The sequence below is a fragment of the Isoptericola sp. GX10416 genome, from assembly GCF_056590155.1.
In genome coordinates, this window is record NZ_JBWPVO010000001.1 from 662,375 (window position 1) to 683,845 (window position 21,471).

Consider the following 21,471-nt stretch of genomic DNA (forward strand, 5'->3'; position numbering starts at 1 on the left):
CCGCCGTGGGTCAGTCGGACGGGAGCGCGACCTCGGCCACCACGGGACGGTGGTCGCTGCCCGTGCGCCCGAGCGTGGCGACCCGCGTGATCTCTGCACCTCGCGCCAGCACGTGGTCGATGCGGACCACGGGCAGGGCGGCCGGGAACGTGAAGCCCCACCCGGCAGGCGTCGCCACCTGGTCGAGCACAGGATCCAGGGCACGGTCGGCGAGAGTGGTGTTGAGGTCGCCACCCACGACGATCGCGGACGAGGAGTCCTCCGCCAGCACCTCCGCGAGCATCCGCAACGACGCGTCCCGCGGTCCGGAGCCGAACCCCTGGAGACCCAGCCGGACGGACGGCGCGTGCACGGCGTACACCCGCACGTCCGAGCCGTCCGGGGTGTCGACGACGACCCGCAGGCCGCGCTCCCACGACGCGTCCACGTCCGGCGGGCGGATATCGACCGGCTCGCCACCGACCAGCGGGAACCGTGACCACACGCCGACGGTCCCCTCGACCGCTCGGTACGGCAGATCCTCGGCGAAGGCCCCGGTGAACGCCTCGTCGAGCTGCGGCGTCACCTCCACCAGCGTCACGACGTCGGGCTCCGGCTCGAGCAGCACCGCTGCGGTCGCGCCCGGTTCGGCGTTCGTGTCGGCGACGTTGTGGTGCACGACGACGAGGTTCGGCCGGGGCGCCGGCGTCGCGGAGGAGAAGGGCCAGCAGACCCACAGCCATATGCCGGTGGCGAAGAGCACCGAGAGCCCGGCACCCGTCGCCCGCCGCCGCGCCGCCAGCACACCCAGCACCAGCAGCACCAGGCAGGACCACGGCAGGAACGTCTCCACCAGGCTGCCGAGGCCGCCGACGTCCGGCAGCGCTCCGTGGGCGACCAGCAGCAGACCTGTCGACGCCGCCACCACGGCCAGGACCGTCCCGGAGCGTCCGTCCGCCGGCAGCCCTGCCGCCCGGATCGAGGGCCGGTCCTGCGGTCGGCTCGACGGCCGCTTTCCCGGACGGGCCGCAGGCCGAACTGCCCGGCCCGAGCGGCGAGCGGCCGGCCGTCGCCGGGGGCGCGCCGGGCGGCCGGGCGTCGCGACGGTGTTCACGACCCGACCGTATCCAGCGGCGGCGGACCGCGCCGGTCGCCACGCTCAGGCCCGTTCCAGGAACTCCTCCTGCTCGGCATCGAGCTGCGCGGCGATGGCGTCCCGGAGCGCCGGGTGGCCGCTCAGCCCCGGGTCCGCCGCGACCACCTGCGAGGCCTCGGCGCGCGCCTCGGCGATCAGGTCGGCGTCCTTGACCACACGCAGCAGCCGCAGCGAGCTCGACCGGCCGGACTGGGCGGCCCCCAGCACGTCGCCCTCCGACCGCAGCTCGAGGTCCAGGGTGGCGAGCTCGAAGCCGTCGGTCGTCGCCGCGAGCGCCTCGACGCGGGCCGCCGCGGGCGTCCCGGGCTGCGCCGTGGAGACCAGCAGGCACAGGCCAGGATGGCCCCCGCGCCCGATGCGGCCGCGCAGCTGGTGGAGCTGGGAGATGCCGAACCGGTCGGCGTCGAACACCACCATGACGGTGGCCTCCGGCACGTCCACCCCCACCTCCACGACCGTGGTGGACACGAGCACGGGCGCCTCGCCGGACGCGAACCGCGCCATGGCCGCGTCCTTCTCGGCCGGCGGGAGCTGGCCGTGCAGCACTCCGACCTCGATCTCCGCGAGCCGCGGCATCGAGCGCAGCATGTCGGCGACCTCCAGCACGGCCCGCAGCGGCGCACGGTCGGAACCCTCGCCGTCGGACAGGTCGAGGAACTCGGGGACGTCGTCGAACTCCGCCGTGCGTGCGCTCGCGCCGCCGGGCACGTCGACGTCGTCGTCCGGGTGGATGCGGGGGCACACCACGTAGGCGCGCCGGCCCGCGTCGACCTCCTCGCGCACCTTCTCCCACACACGTTCGTTCCAGCGCGGGTTGGCAGCCGGCACCACGTGGGAGGTGATGCCCGCCCGCCCCGCGGGCAGCTCCGTCAGCGTCGAGGTCTCCAGGTCGCCGAACACCGTCATCGCGACGGTGCGCGGGATCGGCGTCGCCGTCATGACCAGGAGGTGCGGGGCGACGCGGCCCTTGGCCCGCAGCGCGTCCCGCTGCTCGACGCCGAACCGGTGCTGCTCGTCGACCACCACGAGGCCGAGGTCCGCGAACTGCACCTGCTCGCCGAGCAGGGCGTGCGTGCCGACCACGATCCCTGCCTCGCCGCTCGCCGCCTGCAGCAGGGCCTCCTTGCGTGCGGCGGCGCCCAGCGAGCCGGTGAGCAGGGCGACCCGGGTGCCGTGCGCGGCACCGCCGAGCAGCCCGCCCTCGGCCAGCGGACCGAGCATCCCGCGCAGGGTGCGGGCGTGCTGGGCCGCGAGCACCTCGGTCGGCGCGAGCAGCGCCGCCTGCCCACCGGCGTCGACCACCTGGAGCATGGCGCGCAGGGCCACCACGGTCTTTCCCGAGCCGACCTCGCCCTGCAGCAGCCGCTGCATCGGCCGGCATTGCGAGAGCTCGGCGGCGACCTGCTCGCCCACCTGACGCTGACCGTCGGTGAGCGTGAACGGCAGCGTCGCGTCGAAGTCGTCGAGCAGGCCCGCCGGGCGCGGTGGCCGGGCCGTGGCCTCCTCCGCGGCGGCGCGGGACCGGCGCTCGGCCAGCGCGGACTGCAGCACGAACGCCTCCTCGAACCGCAGCCGACGGCGGCCCCGCTGCCAGTGCTCGGCCGAGTCGGGCACGTGCACGGCACGCAGGGCGTCGAGGCGTGTCGGGAGGCCGAGCCGCGCCCGGACCTCGTCCGGCACCGGGTCGTCGACATCGTCCTCGGTCAGCGGGTCCAGCACCGTGCGCACCGCCCGCTGGATGCGCCACGTCGGGACGGAGGCGGTCGCCGGGTAGATGGGGATGGGGCGTGACGCCTCGACCATCGCCTCCTCGTCGTCGTCCGCGTCGACGCCCACCAGGATGTAGTCCGGGTGGGTGAGCTGGCGGGTGCCGCGGTACTCGGAGACCACGCCGGTGAACAGCCCGGACCGGCCGGGGCGCAGCTTGTCCTCGTGCGGGCGCAGCGCACCGGCACGCTTGGCGAAGAACGTCAGGCCGAGCTCGTGGTGCCCGTCGGTGACGGTCGCCTGCAGCAGCGCCCCGCCGCGGCTGCGCATCGGGCGCACCGTAGCCCGGGCGACGCGCGCCATGACCGTCACGTGCTCGCCGAGCTGCAGCTGGTTCATGTCCGTGAGGCGGCCCGGGTCGCCGTACCGCCGCGGATAGTGGCGCAGCAGGTCGTCGACGGTCTCCAGCCCCATCTTGGCCAGCGGTCCCGCCGCGCGCTTCCCGAGCGTCGTCGTGAGCGGCTCAGCCAGCCGTCCGGTCACCAGGCCTCCCTGCTCAGCACCCCGATCGCCGGTTCGTCCCCGGGATCCTCCGCCGGTTCGACGCCGATCCCCACCTGATCGCCAGCCCGCCCGGTGGGCAGCACGAGGACGTCGGCTCCCGCAGCGACCGACGCTGCGTGCTCGGCAAGCGACTCCACCACCTCCGCCGGCACGTCCAGGTCGGGCAGCAGCGCGACGATGCCCGCCTCTGCCCCGAGCGTCGGCACGAGCCGCGCCAGCTCGTCGGGCGCGTCCGCCGCGGCCGCCCGCGCTGCGCGCAACCGGTCGAGGGCCGCGCGGACGACGGCGGGGACGTCGGCGTGCTGCCGGGCATGACCTGCGGCGTCGAGCGCTCCCGCGAGCGCCGAGACGGCGGTCACCAGGTGCACGTCGCTCGCGGCAGGGACGACGACGACGACGGGCACGTCGGCGGGTTCCTCGGCCACCCCGTCGCGTCCGGCCAGCGCGTCGACCGCGTCCTGCAGCCCGGCGTCTCCGAGCACGGCCGGCGGCGCGAGGACGAGCACGTGCGGCGTCCCCGCGCCGAGGACCGCCTGCGCGAGGTCCTCCGCGACCGGAGGGACGTCGAGGTCGAGCAGGACGACGGCACCACCGGAGGCGAGCTCCGTGGCCAGGGCGGGGGCCGACGTCGTCGTCACGACCGCCCAGTCCGCTGGCGGCACGGCGAGGTGACGGACGTGCACCCGGGAGACGGCGCCGCGGCCCGACCATCGGCGCGTGACCTCGAGGGCCCGGTCCAGCTCCGGCGTGTGCACGTGGGCCTGCCAGACCGACTCGTCCTCGCCGGCCGCGTCGCCCGTGCCCCCGCCCACGACGACGACGGAGTTGCCCACCTCGTCGAGGTCGGCACGGAGGGCGTCGGCCACGGCTCCCGGCCGGAACCCCGAGGCGTCGGCGGCACGGTGGAGGACGAACATGAGCTCCACCTCGTCGCTCACCCCGGCCTCGCTCTCCGTCGCCGGGGACAGGTGACCGGTGCCGGTCCCGCCGTCCGAGCGCTGGTAGCCGTTGAGGTCCAGGTCGAGCAGCACGGGTTCCATAATGCCCTCGGGCTCCGACACTCCCCTGCGGCCGGGCGCCACGCCCACGAACCGTTGGGCCTCGGCGAGCGCGGCGAGCACGAGCAGCAGGCCGCACGCACCGGCGTCGAGCACGCCGGCAGCCCGGAGGGGAGCGAGCGTGCCCACGCTGCGCAGCGCGGCCTCCCGGGCGCCCCGGCGTGCGGCGTCCAGGACCGTGAGGCGCTCCGGCGCGCCCAGCGGGCCGACCATGCCACCGGCTTCGGCGTGTCGGGCCGCGGCGGCCGCGGAGTCCGCGGCCGTGAGGATGGTGCCCGGCGCCGGGTGCGCGACGGCCTGGCGCGCCGACCGCGCGGCGACGTCCAGCGCCACGCCGAGGCTGTCGCGCCGGCTCGCGGCGAGCGCCAGTCCTCGCCACCACTCGCTGAGGATCACGCCCGAGTTGCCACGGGCCTGCAGCAGCGCGGCCCGGGCGCCCAGCCGGAGCAGGCGTGCACCGCTCGCTCCGTCGTCCGCGTCGTGGATCGCGGCGCCGGCCTCCCGCACGGTGAGGTACATGTTGGTGCCGGTGTCGCCGTCGGCCACCGGGAAGACGTTCACGCCGTCGAGCCCCGTCCGAGCGGTGGCGAGGGCGTCGGTCGCGGCACGTGCCCACGCACGGACGACGGAGGCGTCGAGAAGCTCGGGCTGGACCACGTCCCCCACCGTAGCGGTGACCAACCCGACGTCGGCGCTGTTGAGCCCGGAGCCGTCTATCGGCTATCCTCGTGTGGTTGCCCGGACTTCCGGGCGCCCCCAGACCATCAACACCTCACGTCTTGCTGCCATGGTGCGCGGGACGTGCACGACGATTCAGGAGAAACCGTGGCTGCCAACTGCGACGTCTGCGGCAAGGGCCCGGGCTTCGGGCACAGCATCTCGCACTCCCACATCCGCACCAAGCGCCGCTGGAACCCGAACATCCAGCGCGTGCGTGCTGTCGTCGCGGGCACTCCCAAGCGCGTGAACGTGTGCACCTCGTGCCTCAAGGCCGGCAAGGTCCAGCGCAAGGCATGAGCCCGCGCCGTCTCGGCGCAACGACATGACAGACGCCCGTCGGGTCCTCCCGGCGGGCGTTCTGCTGTGCCCGGGACGTCCGCCGACGGCAAAGGATTCGTGAAGTGTTCACCCGTAGCTCTAGGCGAACCTTCCTCGACGTGGCAGTCTGATTTCATGATGGTGGAGACCGACAACGACGTGGTGATCCGTTCGGCGACGACCTCCGACGCCGCCGCGATCGCCCGGGTGCACGTGACCTCCTGGAAGAGCGCCTACTCGCACGTGCTCCCGGCCTCCTACCTCGACTCCCTGGACGTGGCGGAGCGCGCCGAGCGGTGGGAGACGATCCTGACCTCCGGCCGGGGCACCACCATCGTCGCGGAGGCCGACGGCCGCACCCTCGGGTTCGCCAGCTACGGCCCGTCCCGCGACGAGGACGCCGAGGACGGCTGCCTGGAGCTCTACGCCATCTATCTGGACCCCGAGGCGTGGGGGCGCGGCGTCGCCCGAGACCTCATGCGCACGGTGCTGGCGGACGTCTCGCCGACGGTGCGCATGACCCTGTGGGTCCTGAACGAGAACGCACGAGCCCACCACTTCTACCGCCGTCACGGTTTCCAGCCCGACGGCATCGAGCGCATCGAGGACATCGACGACGTGCCGGTGACGGAGATCCGCTTCCTCCGTGCCGCCGAGCGCTGACCCGTAGCGCAGCGGACGGTGCGGGCCGCGGGACGAGGCACGCGCCGGTAGCGGAGTGCAGGGGCAGCGCGACCGGCAGGACGAGCGCTGACCCGTAGCGCAGCGGACGGTGCGGGCCGCGCCGACCTTACGCCCTGAAGTGGTCCCATCCTTCCGGCTCGTGGGGCTCCTCGCCGTCGAGCAGCACCCGCGGTCCGTCACCGGCGACCTCCCCGACCTCGCCGATCTCACGGAACCCGGCGGGCAGCCCTTGGTCGGCGACCTCGGCGGGAAACGTGGCGAGGAGCCCGTGGTCCTCTCCCCCGGACAGCACCCAGCCGTGCGCCCGTTGCCAGCCGTCCGCGCTGTCGGCGCCGACCGCGAGCTCGACCGTTGCGGGGATCAGTGTCGTCACGTCGCGGGTGAGGTGGCCGCTGGCCAGGTCGATGGTGACGCCGCTGGCCCGGGCGAGCCGTCCGGCGTCTCGCAGCAGTCCGTCGGAGACGTCCAGCATGGCGCTGGCTCTCGCTGCAGCGGCGGCCGGGCCGTCGGCGAGCGGCGGCTCGGGGCGCAGGTAGGCGGCGACGTAGGGCGCGAGCGGCCCGGGTGCGCCCGGGAGCCCGTCGCCGGGCGTCGCCGCACCGGAGGCGAGCAGCGCGAGGCCGGCGGCGGAGGTGCCGAGGACCCCGGAGTGCGCGAGGACGTCGCCGGGTCGGGCCCCGGAACGCAGGACGGGCGCATGCCCGTCGAGGTCGCCGTGCACGGTGACGGCGACGACGATCGCGTCGCCTCCGGACAGGTCACCGCCGACGACGGCAGCACCGGCGGGGGTGGCGACGTCGGCGAGCCCGCGGGCGAACCCGGTGACCCAGTCGACGGGCAGGTCGTCCGGCACGACGAGGGACACGACGAGAGCCGTGGTCCGCGCACCCATCGCCGCGATGTCGGCGAGGTTCTGGGCGGCGGCTCGCCGTCCGACGTCGAACCCGGTGGACCAGGACCGGCGGAAGTGACGGCCTTCGACCAGCACGTCGGTCGAGACGACGGCTCGCCCGTCGGGTGCCCGCACGACGGCGGCGTCGTCGCCCGGCCCGACGTCGACGGCGTCGCCGGACGGCAGGAGCGGGAAGATGCGGGCCAGGAGCTCTGTCTCGTCGAGGTCACGCACTCGCTCGGTGGGGTCGGTCACGACGGAACCCTAACCGTCGGCCGGCCGGTCGCGGGCGGGTACCGTGGGCGCGTGCCCGTTCGTCGCCTCCGCGCGCTGCTCTGCCTGCCCGCCCTCGCACTGCTCGCTGCCTGCGCCCCCACGATCGGGGTCGAGGCCGCCGAGGACGCGACGAACCCGGAATGCGCGTCGGTGATGCTGGCCCTGCCGGACGTCGTCTCGGGCGACCTGGAGATGGCACGGACCAACTCGCAGGCGACCGCCGCCTGGGGCGTTCCCGGGGCTGCGGTGACCCTGCGCTGTGGCGTGACGCCGCCCGGCCCGTCCGCCGACTGCCAGCGCATCGAGTCCTCCAGCGGGACGGTGGACTGGATCGTGGCGAGCGGCGACGACGGCACCTGGCGCTTCACCACCTACGGTCGCGAGCCGGCCATCGAGGTGACGGTGCCGCCCGCGGTGACCCAGGACCACTCGACGTCGTTCATCGCGGACCTGACCCCGGCCGTCGACCTGGTGCCCGCCACCCGGCACTGCACCTGATTCCCACCCGTCCGAGGTAGTGCCAGTCCCGCCGAGGCCGTCAGGGGACCACGAGCTCCCCCAGCGGCCCCGGCGCGAAGGCCACCTCCCAGAGGAAGCTGTCCGGGTCCGTGAAGTATCCGGAGTAGCCTCCCCACTCACGCTCCACGGCGTCGCCGATGGTCGGTGCACCGGCACGGCGCGCATCGTCCAGCACCGCGTCCACCTCGTCGGGCCGGCCGACGTTGTGCGCCAGCGTCACGGGCGGCGTCCCACCGCGGAGGACGGGGCCGATCTCGTCGAGCGCGGCCTTCTCGTCCCACAGCGAGAGCACGAGGTGCGGACCGACCTGGAACATGAGGACTTCCCCGGGGACGTCCAGGTAGCTCTCCCAGCCGAGACCGTCCAGGTAGAAGCGACGGGTGGCGCCCAGGTCGGCGACGACGAGCGTGACAAGACTCAACCTCTGGTCCATGCGCTCACCGTGCCAGACGGGTCCGACACGACCCCGGAAAGGCGAGCCCGTGGTCAGCGAAGCCCGGTGGGCCGTTCCAGCGCGAGCTGGATCAGCTCGTCGACCAGCTCGGGATAGCTCAGGCCGGACGCCTCCCACATGCGCGGGTACATCGAGAACGGCGTGAAGCCCGGCATCGTGTTGATCTCGTTGACTATCACCTGCTCGTCCGGCGTCACGAAGACGTCCACCCGTGAGAGCCCCTCGGCCTCGACGGCCTCGAACGTGCGGACGGCGAGCTCGCGGATCCTGTCGACGACGGCGTCCGGCAGCTTGGCGGGGCAGTCCAGCTCCACGTGGGCCTCGTCGAGGTACTTGGCCTCGAAGTCGTAGAAGGCGTGCGTACCGTCGACGACGATCTCTCCCGGCAGGGAGGCTCGTGCCGCTTCCCCGCGACGGCCTCCCAGCACGGCGCACTCGATCTCACGGCCGTCGATGCCTGCCTCGACGACGACCTTGGGGTCGTGCTCCCGGGCCGCCTCGATCGCGGCCGGGAGCTCGGCGAGGTCGTCGACCCGGGTGATGCCCAGCGACGACCCGGCGCGAGCGGGCTTGACGAACAGCGGCAGGCCGAGCCGACCGATCCGGGCCACGCATGCCTCGGGGTCGGCCACCCACTCATGGGGCTTGACCACCTCGTAGGGTCCGACGGGCAGGCCGTGACCGGCCAGCACGAGCTTCATGAAGTGCTTGTCCATGCCGACGGCGGAGGCCAGCACGCCCGCCCCGACGTAGCGCACGTCGGCGAGCTCGAGCAGCCCCTGCACCGTGCCGTCCTCGCCGAACGGGCCGTGCAGCAGGGGGAAGACGACGTCGACCTCGCCGAGCAGGCTCGGCACCTGACCGGGCTCCAGCACGCGCAGCGCACCCTCGCCCGAGGTGAGGGACAGCACGACCTCCGTGCCGTCGTCGGACGTCACCTCGGGGAGCCGGCCGTCGGCGATCTGCCAGCGTTCGACGCGGTCCTCGGCGACCACCCAGCGGCCCGCGCGCGTGATCCCCACCGGGATGACGTCGTACCGGTCGCGGTCGATCGCTCCGAGCACGCCGGCCGCCGTCGACGCGGACACGGAGTGCTCGCCGGAACGGCCTCCGAACAGCAGTGCGACACGGGGCTTGCGCGCGGGGGCAGGAGGCTTGTTCTCGGACATCGGCCCCGACACTACCGGACCTGTCACCTGCTCCGACCCCCGCGCACGGGGGCGTTCACGCGGCCTTGAGGTCCTTGCGCAGGATCTTGCCCGCGGCGGACTTGGGGATGGCGTGCGTGAACTCCACCAGCCGGATCTTCTTGTACGGGGCCACCTTGGCGGCCACGTACTCCATGACGTCGTCGGCGGACAGCTCGGCGCCGTCTGCGAGGACGACGAACGCCTTGGGCAGCTCCTCGCCCGCCCCGTCCGGTACCCCGACCACCGCGGCGTCGGCGATCTGCGGGTGTGCCACCAGGAGCGCCTCGAGCTCCGCGGGAGGCACCTGGTAGCCCTTGTACTTGATGAGCTCCTTGAGCCGGTCCACCACCGTGAACACGCCGTCCGCGTCGACCGTGACGATGTCACCGGTGTGCAGGAACCCGTCCGCGGTGATGGTGTCTCGCGTCTCCTGCTCGTTGTCGAGGTAGCCGACCATGACGTTGGGACCGGCACACATCAGCTCGCCGGGTGCGCTCGTGCCCTCGGTCGGCTGCTCGATCTCCTCGCCGGTGGCGGGGTCGACGATCTTGGCCTGCATGTTCGGCACCAGCAGCCCGATGGAGCCGGGGGATATGTCGGACCGCCCGGTCGGGATGATGTGGGAGATCGGGGACAGCTCGCTCATGCCGTATCCCTGGCCGACGTGGGCGTGCGGCATCCGCTGCACGACGGCTGCGGCGAGCTGGGCGTCGAACGGTGCGGCCCCGGAGTTGAGCAGCCGCACGCTCGACAGGTCGGCCTGGAGCGCCAGCGGGTGCTTGGCCAGCGCCAGCGCGATGGGGGGCGCGACGAACAGCACCGTGGCCCGGTGCTTCGTGATGATGCCGAGGTACTCCTCGAGGTCGAACCGGGGCATGGTCAGCAGGGCCGACCGCTGGTACAGACCGCCGTTCATGAGTGCCGTGATGCCGTAGATGTGGAAGAACGGCAGGACGGCTGGGATCACGTCGTCGTTCGTCAGCGGGATGTAGGGCTCGGCCTGCAGCACGTTGGCCACGAGGTTGCGGTGGGTGAGCATGACGCCCTTGGGCAGACCGGTCGTCCCCGAGGAGTACGGCAGCACGGCCAGGTGGGTGGCCGGGTCGAACGTCACGTCGGGCGCCGGCGCCCCGGAGGTCAGCAGGTCCCGCAGGTTCGCGTGCCCCTGCGCGCCGTCGAGCACGACGACGTCGTCGGCGCCGAGGCCGGCAGCCTTGGCGCCCGCGGTGGCCTGGGCCAGCAGGGGGGAGACCGTGATCAGCGCCTTCGCGCCGGAGGCGATCAGCTGCTTGCCGACCTCCGTCCCGGAGGCGAGGGCGTTGACGGTGGTGACCGTGACGCCGGCGCGCAGCAGTCCGTGGAACACGCTGACGAAGGCGGGCACGTTCGGGCTGTGCAGCGCCACGACGTCGCCGGGCTCGAGCCCGCGGGCCGCGATCGCGCCGGCGACGGCGTCGACGTGGGCGCGCAACGTGCCATAGGTGGTCTTGTCGCCGCTCGGGCCGTCGATGAGGGCGACTCTGTCGAGGTCCGCACCGGTCAGGTCGGCGAACAGGAAGTCGTACAGGCTGACGTCAGGAATCTCCACGTCTGCCTGAGGGCTACGGATGACCAACGGTGGCTCCTCTCGTCGTTGCGGTCGTCGTCGACCGCTCTGGGTGCAGCCTAGCGGAAAAGACCGACCGGACGGTATGCCCTGGAGCGACACATCCTCGCCGGGTGGTGGTTGAATCGACGGATGGCCGTCGACCCTGCCTCCTTCACCCACCGCCAGCTCCTCTCGGACGACCTGCTCGCGACGATCCGCGGGCGCGCCGCGATCCACGACCGCGAGAACTCGTTCTTCACGGAGGATCTGGCCGACCTGGCCGGCGCCGGCTACCTGCGCGCCATGGTCCCGACGGAACTGGGCGGCGGCGGCCTGACCCTGCGCGAGACGATCCGCGAGCAGGCCCGCCTCGCCGGCGCGGCGCCCGCCACCGCGCTCGCCGTCAACATGCACCACGTCTGGGTGGGGGTCGCGCGCTACCTCCACGAGCGCGGCGACGACTCGCTCGACTGGCTGCTCGCCGAGACCGTCCGCGGCGAGGTCTTCGGGTTCGGCTACTCCGAGGCCGGCAACGACCTCGTGCTGCTCGGTTCACGCACCGAGGCCCGGCGCGACGGCGAGGGCGGCTACAGCTTCCATGGCCGGAAGATCTTCACCTCCAACTCCCCCGGCTGGACCCGCCTGGGCGTGATGGGGTTGGACGACACCGACCCCGAGGACCCGCGGATCGTGCACGCCTTCGTCACCCGCGTCGGGGGCGGCTTCGAGATCCTCGACGACTGGGACACGCTCGGCATGCGCGCCTCGCAGTCGTGCACCACGGTGCTCGACGGCGCCCGCGCCCCGGCCGACCGGATCATGCGCCGGCTCCCGCCCGGCCCGAGCCTCGACCCGTACGTGCTGGGCATCTTCACCAGCTTCGAGCTGCTGCTCGCCGGTGTGTACACGGGTATCGCGGACCGTGCGCTCGAGCTCGCCGTCGAGACCTCCGGCCGGCGCACCTCCATGAAGTCCGGCAAGGCGTACTCGCAGGACCCGGACATCCGCTGGCGCATCGCGTCGGCCGCGCTGGCCCTCGACGGCATCTGGCCGCAGCTCGACCAGGTGGCGGGCGAGATCGACGGCCAGGTCGACCGGGGCGCCGGATACTTCCGCGCGACGTCGGGGCTCAAGGTGCGCGCCACGGAGACGGCGCGGTACGTGGTGGACGAGGCGATCCGCTGCTCGGGCGGCTCGACGTACTTCAACCGCTCGGAGCTCGGCCGGCTGTACCGCGACGTGCTGGCCGGGATCTTCCACCCCAGCGACGACGAGTCGGCCCACGCCCAGGTGGCTCAGTCCCTGCTCGGCCCGCTCGCGGAGTAGAGCCTCCGGCACTGCGGGAGAGCGCCGCGGGCACTCCAGAAGCACACGAGGCCCTACTTCGCGGCGAGGCGGCCCGCTCCAGCCCGTCGAGCAGCAGGTCGAGCGTGAACTCGAACTCGGGCCGTGGAGCCGGAAGACGCCGGGCCGGATCGACGCCCATGACGCGAGCAACCCGGGCAGCCCACGGATGCCGGAGCGCCACCCCACAGACGGCTGGGCAGCACGTCCGGACCTCCTCGACCCAGCCGCCGTCCGGCACCGGTGTCCCGGCGACCTCTCGGCGATCTCCGCCGCGACCGAGCCGACCAACCCGCCGGCCGCCCGCGGCAGGAAGCACCATCACGTCCTGAGGGTGACACCCGTCACGCCGCGTCTCGTAGGATCCCCGCATGAGTCTGCGCGCGGGCACTGTCGCCCGGTACGCCGTCGGGTCGGTCGGGACGGGTGGCTTCGGCACCCTGCCCGGCCTCGTCCTGGTCTACTACCTCACGGACACGGTCGGTGTGGCCGCCCTGATGGCCGGTCTCATCGTCACGCTCGCCAAGGTGTGGGATGTGATCATCGACCCGGTCATCGGCGCCGCCAGCAACCACGACCGCGTCCACCACGGCTCCCGGCGCCGGCTCATGGCCGCGGGCGGGCTCCTGCTCCCCGTATTCTTCGTGCTCACCTTCGCCGTGCCCGAGTCGTGGAGCCCGACGGCCGGCGCCGCCTGGGTGCTGCTGGCGTTCCTCTGCGCGGCCACGGCGTTCTCGCTGTTCCAGGTCCCCTACATCGCGCTGCCGGCCGAGCTGACCGACGACTACGACGAGCGCACCCGCCTGCTCACGGCACGCGTCGTCGTCCTGACGGTCGCGATCCTCGCGTTCGGCGGCGGTGCGCCGGCGCTCCGCTCGGTGGTGCCGGACGAGCACGCCGGCTACCTGGTCATGGCCGCCGTCGCCGGGCTCGTCCTCGGCCTCTCGCTGCTGGTGTCGGCCGGTGTGGAGCACGGTGCCGGACGGCGAGACGCCCGGCTGCCCGCCAGCCCTCGGTCCGCGAGCACCGCACCCGGTGCCGCGCCGTCGTCGTCCCGGTGGCACGGCGTCGCCGGCTCGTACCGCGACGGGCTGGCCGCGCTCAGCACGAGCCAGCCGTTCCGTATGCTGCTCGCCACGTTCGTCCTGCAGGCGCTCGCGACGGGGACCATGCTGGCCGGTGCCCAGTACGTCGCACGCTGGGTGCTCGGCGACGAGGCGGCCGTGACGTTCCTGTTCGCGGCACTGGTCGGTCCGGCCGTCGTCTTCGCGCCGGTGTGGGGCGCCGTCGCGCGCCGGGTCGGCAAGGAGCGTGCCTTCCGGATGGCCTCGTCGGTGTTCGCGCTCGCGGCGCTCGCCCTGGTGGGCATGGCGTGGTCGCCCGGAGCGTGGGTGTACGCCGTCGTCGCGGTCGCCGGCGCCGCCTACGCGGGCCTGCAGTCGCTGCCGATGGCGATGCTGCCCGACGTCGTCGCGCACGACGCCCGCACCCGCGGGCCGGGCCGGGCCGGGACGTTCTCCGGGGTGTGGACCGCCGGGGAGACGACCGGCTTCGCGCTCGGGACCGCCGTGCTGGCTCTGACTCTCGCCGTGACGGGATACGTCGAGTCACGGGCCGAGCAGCTCGTGGTGCAGCCGGAAAGCGCGGTCCTGGGTATCGTGCTCGCGTTCTCCGTGCTGCCCGCAGCCCTGGTGGCGGCCAGCCTGGCGACCCTGCGCCGCTACCCGCTGCGTCGGGCCGACATCCACGCCGCGGGACCCGCGGCCGTCCACGAGGAGCCCGCATGAGGTTCGCCGTACCGCCCGACGACGTCCTGGCCCGGCTGGCGGCCCTCCGGGAGCGCGACGCCCCGACGCACGGGGGCCGTGTGCTGAGCTACGTGTACGACTCGGGCGAGCCGGAGCTCGACGAGCTCGCCGCCGCCGCGGTCCGCGCCATGCAGCCGGTCAACGGTCTCGACCCCACCACGTTCGGCTCCGTGGCCGCGCTGGAGCGGGACCTCGTGGCGTTCACACGCGACCTGCTGGGCGGGGACGACGGTGGCGAGCCGGTCGTCGGGACGGTGACGTCCGGAGGTACGGAGAGCTGCCTGCTCGCCGTCAAGGCGGCCCGGGACGCGTGGCTGGCGGCTCACGGCGCGGAGCCGGGCGCCGCACGGCCGCGACTGGTGGCGCCCGTCACCGCGCACGCCGCGTTCCAGAAGGCCGCGCACTACTTCGGGCTGGCGCTGGACCTCGTCCCGGTCCGGCCGGGCGGCGCCGTGGCGGCCGACGCCGTCGCGGAACGCCTCGCCGACCGCCCGGACGACGTCGCGCTCGTCGTCGTCTCGGCGCCGTCCTACCCGCACGCCGCACTGGACCCGGTCGCCGAGGTCGCCACGGTCGCCGCCGCCCGCGGGGTGCCCGTGCACGTCGACGCGTGCATCGGGGGCATGGCGCTGCCGTTCTGGCCCGGCCTGCCGCCGTGGGACCTGCGTGTGCCCGGTGTGACGAGCCTGAGCGTGGACCTGCACAAGTACGGGTACGCACCCAAGGGCGTCTCGATGCTGCTGCACCGGGGCCGCGACCGGCAGCGCGGGCAGTACTTCGCCACGACCCGCTGGCCCGGCTACCCGGTGGTCAGCCCGACCCTCCTGGGGTCCCGCTCGGGAGGGCCGCTGGCCGCGGCGTGGGCGATCGCCCAGGCCCTCGGGCGAGACGGGTTCGCCGAGCTCGCCGAACAGGCCCGCCAGGCCACGGACGCGCTGCGTGCCGCCGTCGGTCAGATCGACGGTCTCCGGGTCGTCGGGGAGCCGACCGGGCCGCTGTTCGCCGTCGCCACCGACGAGTCCGTCCCCACGGCGCGTCGGGTGGACCCGCACGTGTGGGCCGACACCGTGGCCAACCACGGCTGGGTCCTCCAGCCTCAGCCCGCGCTCCGGCAGGCGGACGGCACGGTCCTACCGCACACCACCCACCTGACGGTCACTCCGGTCACCGCCCGGGTGCTCGACGAGCTGGTTCCCGCACTCGCGGCCGCGGCCGACGCGGTGCGCGGTACGCCGCGCCCTGAGGCCTCGCCGCTGGTGGACGGCGGACCGGCGACGGTCCCGGACTCCGACACCGCCGCCGCCCTGCTCCGCGGACTCGGGCTGGACACGTCGCGGATCGGCGAGACCGGTGCAGGCCTCGGGCCGATGGCCCCCCTGCTCGCCGCCGTCGAGGCTCTGCCCGCGCCGGTCGCCGAGCGTCTGCTCACCGAGCTGCTCGGACGGCTGGCCGAACCGCGCTGAGCGGCTGTTCGCCGACCACCGGCGAACATACCGATCGGTATGCTCCCCGGTATGACGACTCGACCGACCCCGCCCGCCGACCGCCTCACCGTCGAGGCCGGCCCCGACCAGCTCGCACGGCTTGCCGCGCTGCCTGCCGACGAGCCGGTCACCATGCTGAACCTGATGCGGTTCCGTGAGACGGCGGACTACTCGCACGCCCCCGACCTCGCGCCCGCCGAGACGATCTCCGGCTCGCACGCCTACGCCCGGTACGGCAAGGAGGCGCAGGCCCACATGCAGCGGGCCGGGGTCGAGGTGCTTCACCACGGCCCGTGCGGGCCCACCGTGATCGGGCCGGACGGCGAGGACTGGGACGCCGTCCTGCTGGTCCGCTACCCCTCGCCCGCGGCATTCGTCGCGATGGTCACCTCACCGGAGTACCAGGCGCTGTCGCGCCACCGCACCGCGGCGCTCGCCGACGCCCGGCTGATTCCGACGACCATCCCCTGACCACGCCGACGTACCCTGACGCCATGACGCACGAGCACGCCGACACCGTTTCCCCGCACTCCCCCGCCACCGTCGCGGTGACGGCCGGCCGGCCCCCACGGGTCCAGGGTGGGCCGGTCAACGCGCCGGTCGTCCTCAGCTCCACCTACGTGTCCCAGGGGGTCCCCGGGAGCGAGCAGCTCTACACCCGCGGCGGCGCGGAGACGTGGGAGCCGTTCGAGACCGCGCTCGCGGCGCTCGAGGGCGGCGCGCACGGCATCGTGTTCGGTTCCGGCATGGCGGCCATCGCCGCAGCCCTGGGCGACGTGCCGCCGTCGGGCGTGGTCGTCGTGCCGCGGCACGCCTACCAGGTGACGCTCGGCTACCTCGACGACCTCGCTCGGCGCCACGGCCTCGAGGTGCGGCGCGTCGACGTCGCGGACACCGACGCGGTGGTCGCGGCGCTGGACGGCGCCGACCTGCTCGTGGCCGAGTCCCCCACGAACCCGATGCTGGAGGTCGCCGACCTGCCCGCGATCCTCGCCGCAGCCCGGGAGCGCGGCGTGCCGTCCGTCGTCGACAACACGTTCGCCACGCCGCTCGGGCAACGACCGCTCAACCTCGGGGCCGACGTCGTCGTCCACTCGGTCACCAAGTATCTGGCCGGCCACTCCGACGTCGTCCTCGGCGCCGTCGTGACGAACGACGACGACGCCGCCGCTCGGGTCCGCGCCTACCGCACGCTGCACGGCGCGATCGCCGGGCCGATGGAGGTCTTCCTCGCACTGCGAGGCCTGCGCACGCTCCACCTGCGCGTCGAACGCGCGAACGCCAACGCCGCCGAGATCGCGCGGCGGCTGGCTGACCACCCTCGCGTCGCCGAGGTGCGGCACCCGTCCCTGCCGTCCGACCCCGGGCACGAGCGGGCCGCGGCGCAGATGGCGTCGTTCGGCGCGATCATCGGCATGCGGCCCGTCGGGGGCATCGAGGCAGCCGACGCCGTCGTCGCCGCGGTGGAGCTCTGGGTGCCCGCCACGTCGCTCGGCGGGGTGGAGTCCACACTGGAGCGCCGCCGCCGCTTCACCACCGAGTCCCTGACGGTGCCCGAGGACCTGGTGCGCATGTCGGTCGGCGTCGAGGACGTCGAGGACCTCTGGGCGGACCTGTCCCGCGCGCTCGACGGCCTGCCCGTCTAGGGTGGGACGAGGGGCCGCACCGCGCTCCCGTGCGACCCGGGAGGCCTCATGCGTGCGACCCGTCACAGCCGGTCCGGACGGAGGGCTGCCACCACGGCCGCGGCCGTCGCGCTCCTGCTCACCGCGGGCTGCGGCGGCGGGGCCGACCTGCCGGGCTACGGAGACGGCGGCGGCGCCACGGAGATCACCTCACCACCCGAGGACACGGCGTCGCCGGAGGACGCTGCTTCGCCTGACGCCACGGCATCGCCCGACGGCGGCACGTTCGAGGGCAGCACGGACGCCGCCAGCGGGGAGCCCGGCGGCGACCAGCTGCTCACCGTCACCGACGTCGCCGTCGAGCCGCAGGACGGGTTCGACCGGGTGACCTTCACGCTGGACGGCAGCGGGACGCCGGGCTGGCGGGTCGAGTACGTCGACCAGGCCCTCGATCCCGGCAAGGGCGACGCCGTGGACGTCGCCGGCGACGCGGTGCTGCAGGTCGTCGTCCTCGGCACCGCGATACCGATGGACTCGGGCGTCGAGGAGTACGACGGCGCACCGGTCGAGCCCGACGGCGCGACGTCCGTCGAGGAGGTCGTCTACCGCTTCGTCTTCGAGGGGCAGAGCACGGCCTTCGTCGGGGTCGACGGCGAGGCCAGGCCGTTCGCCGTGTCGGTCGAGGAGGACCCGACGCGCCTCGTGGTCGACGTCGGCCACTGAGGCGGGACGGCTCAGTCCGTCAGCCGCTCGGCCTTCTGCGGGCGCGAGAGAAGAGCACGGGCCATGTCGTCCACCGACATCCCCTCGTGCAGCACCGCGACGACTCCCGCGGTGATCGGCATGTCCACGCCGTGCTTCTGCGCCAGCTCCAGCACCGATCGGGAGGACTTCACGCCCTCGGCCGTGGTGCCGGTGGCGACGAGGGCGTCCTCGAGCGACATCCCCTGGCCGACGTACTTGCCGAGGGTGTGGTTGCGAGACAGCGGTGAGGCGCACGTCGCCACCAGGTCACCCATCCCTGCCAGGCCGGCGAACGTCTCGGCCTGCGCGCCGAGCGCCCGGCCGAGCCGGGTGATCTCGACCAGACCGCGGGTGATGACCGTCGCGGTGGTGTTCCAGCCGAAGCCGCGGCCCTGGGCCATGCCGATCGCCAGCGCGATGACGTTCTTCACCGCGCCGCACAGCTCGACGCCGACGACGTCCGAGTTCGTGTACGGGCGGAAGTACGCGTTGGAGCACGCCTCGGCCGCGAGGCGCGCGTTGGCCTCGTCCGGGCACGCGACGACCGTCGCCGTGGGCTGACGTGTCGCGATCTCCTTGGCGAGGTTCGGGCCCGAGACGACGACGACGCGGTCGAGCGAGATGTCCAGCGCCTCGGCGATGACCTGGCTCATGCGCTTGTCGGTGCTGAGCTCGATGCCCTTCATGAGGGACACCACCACGGCGTCCGGCTCCAGGTGCTCGCGCAACCCTTCGAGAGTCGTGCGCGCCACCTGGGACGGGATGGCGACCACGACGACCCGGGCGCCGGAGAGCGCGGCGGCGGCGTCCGTCGTCGCGCGCATGGCGGGCAGCTCGACGTCCGGAAGGTACTTGGCGTTGCGGCGGTCCTCCGCGACCTCTCGCGCCACGGCCTCGTCGCGACCCCACAGCGTGACGTCGCAGCCGGCGTCGGCCATGACCATGGCGAAGGTGGTCCCCCAGGATCCGGAACCGAGGACGGCGGTCTTCAGGACGCCGCTCACGGGCGCTCCACCGGTGGGTAGTGCATCTTCTTCACCTCGTAGTCAGGGTGCTTGCGCAGGTCGAACCGCTGCTCCGGCGGCTGCTCGTCGCGAAGGTCGGCGAGCAGCACGGTGATCGCGTCCATCACGCGGTTCATCACCTCGCGCAGCGTGGCGGCGTCCTGCGGGCGGTCGTACAGGTCGGACAGGTCCACGGGCGGTCCAGCGACGACCTGCACCCGCTTGCGCGGGAACGGCTTGGGCAGCTTGCCGTAGCGCGGCAGGATGTCGACGGCTCCCCACTGCGCGATCGGCACCACCGGCAGCCGGGTGGTCAGCGCGATGCGCGCGAGACCGGTCTTGGGTTCCATCGGCCAGCAGTCCGGGTCGCGCGTGAGCGTCCCCTCGGGGAAGACCGCCACGCAGGCGCCGTCGCCGAGCTCCTCACCGGCACGCTGCAACGAACGTGCCGCGGCCGCGCTCCCCCGGTCCACCGGGATCATGTTGGTGGCCCGCAGCGCGGAACCCACGACGGGAGCCGTGAACAGGCTGCGCTTGGCCAGCACGCGCGGCTCGAAGCCCTGGTCGAACAGGTAGTGCACGAACGTCAGGGCGTCGAGCTCGGTGACGTGGTTCGCCGCGGCGATGAAGCCGCCCTCGGTCGGGAAGTTCTCGCTGCCGCTCCACTCGTAGCGGCACATCGAGAACATCGTCGACCGGACGATCTTCGCGATGACGCGATAGAGACGCGACTCGGGTCTGGCGGGGGGCACGGCCACAGAGCCTACCTGCCCGACGGGGGCACGGTGCCCAGTGGGCCCGGCCCCGGCGAGCAGATGGACCTCGGCGCGTCAGCCGCGGGTGACGTCGGCGCCCAGGGCGACGAGCTTGTCCTGGAAGGACTCATAACCCCGGTCGATCAACGAGATACCCCGCACCGTCGAGGTGCCCTTGGCCGCCAACGCAGCGATCAGGTGGGAGAACCCGCCGCGCAGGTCCGGCACCTCGATGTCCGCCGCCGCCAACGGCGTCGGCCCCGAGACCACCGCCGAGTGATGGAAGTTGCGCTGCCCGAACCGGCAGTCGCCCCCACCCAAGCACTCCTTGTACACCTGGATCGTGGCACCCATCTGCCGCAACGCCTCGGTGAACCCGAAACGGTTCTCATACACCGTCTCGTGCACGATCGACAGCCCCGTGGCCTGCGTCAACGCCACCACCAACGGCTGCTGCCAGTCCGTCATGAAGCCCGGATGCACATCCGTCTCCAGCACGATCGGACGCAGATCACCGCCGGGGTGCCAGAACCGGATCCCGTCGTCCTGGACGTCGAACTGCCCACCCACCTTGCGGAACGTGTTCAAGAACGTCATCATCTCCGGCTGCGAAGCGCCCTTGATCGTCACGTCCCCACCGGTGGCCAAGGCTGCCGAGGCCCAGGACGCCGCCTCGATCCGGTCCCCCAACGCCGTGTGGTTGTACCCCTCGAGACGATCCACACCCTCGATCCGGATCACCCGATCGGTGTCCACCGAGATGATCGCGCCCATCTTCTGCAGCACCGCGATCAGATCCATGATCTCCGGCTCCGTGGCCGCACCCGACAGCTCCGTGATCCCCTCAGCACGCACCGCCGTCAGCAACAGCTGCTCCGTCGCCCCCACCGACGGGTACGGCAACGTGATCTTCGTGCCCTGCAACCGCCGCGGCGCCCGCAGATGGATCCCGTTCGGACGCTTGTCCACCACCGCACCGAACTGCCGCAAGATGTCCAGGTGGTAGTCGATCGGCCGATCCCCGATCCGGCAACCACCCAGATCCGGGATGAACGCCTCACCCAACCGGTGCAACAACGGACCACAGAACAAGATCGGGATCCGGCTCGCCCCCGCATGCGCATCGATGTCCGCCACGTGCGCCGACTCCACGTTCGACGGATCCAGGTCCAAGATCCCCGCGTCCGGGTCGTACTTCACGTTCACCCCGTGCAGGTCCAACAACCCCGAGACCACACCCACGTCCCGGATCTGCGGCACGTTGCGCAACACGCTCGCGGACTCACCCAGCAACGACGCCACCATCGCCTTGGACACGAAGTTCTTCGCACCCCGCACCGAGATGGTGCCCTGCAACGGCGTCCCACCGTTCACGTACAGCAGATCAGTCATAGCTCGTCGTACATCCTGTCGTCACGGGGTGCAGCAGCACGATGGTGCTGCCCTGGAGCGGGCCGTGAGGGCTCGCGGCGCGCGGGTGTGCGCAGCGCGTTCGATCCTGCCCTCGCAGGCCCGGTGGTGCCAACATCCGGCACGCCCGCAGTATTCACGTTCACCACACCTTCACGCCGCGGACGCGGACTCGCGCGACGGCGTGCCGGT

At 73.2% G+C, this 21,471-nt stretch carries 19 protein-coding genes; 9 read left to right on the plus strand and 10 right to left on the minus strand.

The window, feature by feature from the left end; genetic code table 11:
- Positions 1–10 precede the first annotated feature (10 nt).
- The 3 genes from ACWAT2_RS03305 to ACWAT2_RS03315 are packed head-to-tail and all read right to left on the minus strand — an operon-like array spanning position 11 to position 5,121.
- A complete protein-coding gene (locus tag ACWAT2_RS03305; protein ID WP_402370985.1) occupies positions 11–1,093 on the minus strand; it encodes an endonuclease/exonuclease/phosphatase family protein in 1,083 nt (360 codons plus the stop codon).
- 45 nt (positions 1,094–1,138) lie between these two features.
- The gene (locus ACWAT2_RS03310) at positions 1,139–3,385 is read right to left on the minus strand and encodes an ATP-dependent DNA helicase RecG (protein ID WP_402370983.1); all 2,247 of its coding nucleotides are present in this window, start codon (positions 3,383–3,385) and stop codon (positions 1,139–1,141) included.
- Complete coding sequence (locus ACWAT2_RS03315) at positions 3,382–5,121, minus strand: DAK2 domain-containing protein (RefSeq protein ID WP_402370980.1); 1,740 nt, start codon at positions 5,119–5,121, stop codon at positions 3,382–3,384. Before ACWAT2_RS03315 ends, ACWAT2_RS03310 begins: the two co-directional genes overlap by 4 nt.
- Before the next feature lie 168 nt (positions 5,122–5,289).
- Here ACWAT2_RS03315 and rpmB point away from each other — a divergent pair, with 168 nt between their 5' ends.
- Together rpmB and ACWAT2_RS03325 are read left to right on the plus strand one after the other, a co-directional pair.
- Positions 5,290–5,481 (plus strand): 50S ribosomal protein L28, encoded by a 192-nt coding sequence (gene rpmB / locus ACWAT2_RS03320; protein WP_106268555.1) that lies wholly within the window; start codon positions 5,290–5,292, stop codon positions 5,479–5,481.
- A gap of 156 nt (positions 5,482–5,637) precedes the next feature.
- Positions 5,638–6,165, plus strand: a complete 528-nt coding sequence (locus tag ACWAT2_RS03325) for a GNAT family N-acetyltransferase (RefSeq protein ID WP_402370978.1) — start codon at positions 5,638–5,640, stop codon at positions 6,163–6,165.
- A gap of 127 nt (positions 6,166–6,292) precedes the next feature.
- Here ACWAT2_RS03325 and ACWAT2_RS03330 read toward each other — a convergent pair whose 3' ends face one another.
- The gene (locus ACWAT2_RS03330) at positions 6,293–7,333 is read right to left on the minus strand and encodes a thiamine-phosphate kinase (protein ID WP_402370976.1); all 1,041 of its coding nucleotides are present in this window, start codon (positions 7,331–7,333) and stop codon (positions 6,293–6,295) included.
- A 51-nt stretch (positions 7,334–7,384) separates the two neighbouring features.
- On the opposite strand from ACWAT2_RS03330, the gene ACWAT2_RS03335 reads away from it, so the two are divergent.
- Positions 7,385–7,852, plus strand: a complete 468-nt coding sequence (locus ACWAT2_RS03335) for a DUF3515 domain-containing protein (protein WP_402370974.1) — start codon at positions 7,385–7,387, stop codon at positions 7,850–7,852.
- Between the two features lie 40 nt (positions 7,853–7,892).
- Here ACWAT2_RS03335 and ACWAT2_RS03340 read toward each other — a convergent pair whose 3' ends face one another.
- Genes ACWAT2_RS03340 through ACWAT2_RS03350 form a run of 3 tightly spaced genes read right to left on the minus strand, consistent with a single transcriptional unit; the run spans position 7,893 to position 11,105 of the window.
- Positions 7,893–8,306, minus strand: a complete 414-nt coding sequence (locus ACWAT2_RS03340) for a VOC family protein (protein WP_402370972.1) — start codon at positions 8,304–8,306, stop codon at positions 7,893–7,895.
- Between the two features lie 53 nt (positions 8,307–8,359).
- Positions 8,360–9,496 (minus strand): D-alanine--D-alanine ligase family protein, encoded by a 1,137-nt coding sequence (locus tag ACWAT2_RS03345; protein ID WP_402370969.1) that lies wholly within the window; start codon positions 9,494–9,496, stop codon positions 8,360–8,362.
- A gap of 55 nt (positions 9,497–9,551) precedes the next feature.
- Positions 9,552–11,105, minus strand: a complete 1,554-nt coding sequence (locus ACWAT2_RS03350; RefSeq protein ID WP_402370967.1) for an AMP-binding protein — start codon at positions 11,103–11,105, stop codon at positions 9,552–9,554.
- Positions 11,106–11,255: 150 nt separating this feature from the next.
- On the opposite strand from ACWAT2_RS03350, the gene ACWAT2_RS03355 reads away from it, so the two are divergent.
- The 6 genes from ACWAT2_RS03355 to ACWAT2_RS03380 all read left to right on the plus strand — a co-directional run bounded on the left by ACWAT2_RS03355 (position 11,256) and on the right by ACWAT2_RS03380 (position 18,089).
- Positions 11,256–12,431: an acyl-CoA dehydrogenase family protein gene (locus ACWAT2_RS03355; protein WP_402370964.1), complete on the plus strand. Its 1,176-nt coding sequence runs from the start codon at positions 11,256–11,258 to the stop codon at positions 12,429–12,431.
- 389 nt (positions 12,432–12,820) lie between these two features.
- Positions 12,821–14,236 carry an MFS transporter gene (locus tag ACWAT2_RS03360; protein WP_402370961.1) on the plus strand — a complete coding sequence of 472 codons (1,416 nt, stop codon included), beginning with the start codon at positions 12,821–12,823 and terminating at the stop codon, positions 14,234–14,236.
- Entirely contained in the window at positions 14,233–15,720 is a 1,488-nt protein-coding gene (locus ACWAT2_RS03365; protein WP_402370959.1) for a pyridoxal phosphate-dependent decarboxylase family protein, read from the plus strand. The genes ACWAT2_RS03360 and ACWAT2_RS03365 overlap by 4 nt, the downstream gene beginning before the upstream one ends.
- A gap of 51 nt (positions 15,721–15,771) precedes the next feature.
- A complete protein-coding gene (locus tag ACWAT2_RS03370; RefSeq protein ID WP_402370956.1) occupies positions 15,772–16,212 on the plus strand; it encodes a DUF1330 domain-containing protein in 441 nt (146 codons plus the stop codon).
- Between the two features lie 23 nt (positions 16,213–16,235).
- Complete coding sequence (locus tag ACWAT2_RS03375) at positions 16,236–17,387, plus strand: trans-sulfuration enzyme family protein (protein WP_402370954.1); 1,152 nt, start codon at positions 16,236–16,238, stop codon at positions 17,385–17,387.
- A gap of 48 nt (positions 17,388–17,435) precedes the next feature.
- Entirely contained in the window at positions 17,436–18,089 is a 654-nt protein-coding gene (locus ACWAT2_RS03380) for an AMIN-like domain-containing (lipo)protein (RefSeq protein ID WP_402370952.1), read from the plus strand.
- Between the two features lie 11 nt (positions 18,090–18,100).
- Here ACWAT2_RS03380 and ACWAT2_RS03385 read toward each other — a convergent pair whose 3' ends face one another.
- The 3 genes from ACWAT2_RS03385 to murA form a co-directional block, all read right to left on the minus strand.
- Positions 18,101–19,114 (minus strand): NAD(P)H-dependent glycerol-3-phosphate dehydrogenase, encoded by a 1,014-nt coding sequence (locus tag ACWAT2_RS03385; protein WP_402370950.1) that lies wholly within the window; start codon positions 19,112–19,114, stop codon positions 18,101–18,103.
- A complete protein-coding gene (locus ACWAT2_RS03390; RefSeq protein ID WP_402370948.1) occupies positions 19,111–19,866 on the minus strand; it encodes a lysophospholipid acyltransferase family protein in 756 nt (251 codons plus the stop codon). The genes ACWAT2_RS03385 and ACWAT2_RS03390 overlap by 4 nt, the downstream gene beginning before the upstream one ends.
- A gap of 78 nt (positions 19,867–19,944) precedes the next feature.
- On the minus strand, positions 19,945–21,261 hold the full coding sequence (gene murA / locus ACWAT2_RS03395; protein ID WP_402370946.1) for a UDP-N-acetylglucosamine 1-carboxyvinyltransferase: 1,317 nt from the start codon (positions 21,259–21,261) through the stop codon (positions 19,945–19,947).
- Positions 21,262–21,471 lie beyond the last annotated feature (210 nt).

Bases quoted from the DNA above. Each gene is read 5' to 3' on its own strand.
- murA (WP_402370946.1), bottom strand. From the start codon at position 21,261: ATGACTGATCTGCTGTACGTGAACGGTGGGACGCCGTTGCAGGGCACC.
- ACWAT2_RS03360 (WP_402370961.1), top strand. From the start codon at position 12,821: ATGAGTCTGCGCGCGGGCACTGTCGCCCGGTACGCCGTCGGGTCGGTC.
- ACWAT2_RS03345 (WP_402370969.1), bottom strand. From the start codon at position 9,496: ATGTCCGAGAACAAGCCTCCTGCCCCCGCGCGCAAGCCCCGTGTCGCA.
- ACWAT2_RS03325 (WP_402370978.1), top strand. From the start codon at position 5,638: ATGATGGTGGAGACCGACAACGACGTGGTGATCCGTTCGGCGACGACC.
- ACWAT2_RS03365 (WP_402370959.1), top strand. From the start codon at position 14,233: ATGAGGTTCGCCGTACCGCCCGACGACGTCCTGGCCCGGCTGGCGGCC.
- ACWAT2_RS03355 (WP_402370964.1), top strand. From the start codon at position 11,256: ATGGCCGTCGACCCTGCCTCCTTCACCCACCGCCAGCTCCTCTCGGAC.
- ACWAT2_RS03340 (WP_402370972.1), bottom strand. From the start codon at position 8,306: ATGGACCAGAGGTTGAGTCTTGTCACGCTCGTCGTCGCCGACCTGGGC.
- ACWAT2_RS03380 (WP_402370952.1), top strand. From the start codon at position 17,436: ATGCGTGCGACCCGTCACAGCCGGTCCGGACGGAGGGCTGCCACCACG.
- ACWAT2_RS03370 (WP_402370956.1), top strand. From the start codon at position 15,772: ATGACGACTCGACCGACCCCGCCCGCCGACCGCCTCACCGTCGAGGCC.
- ACWAT2_RS03375 (WP_402370954.1), top strand. From the start codon at position 16,236: ATGACGCACGAGCACGCCGACACCGTTTCCCCGCACTCCCCCGCCACC.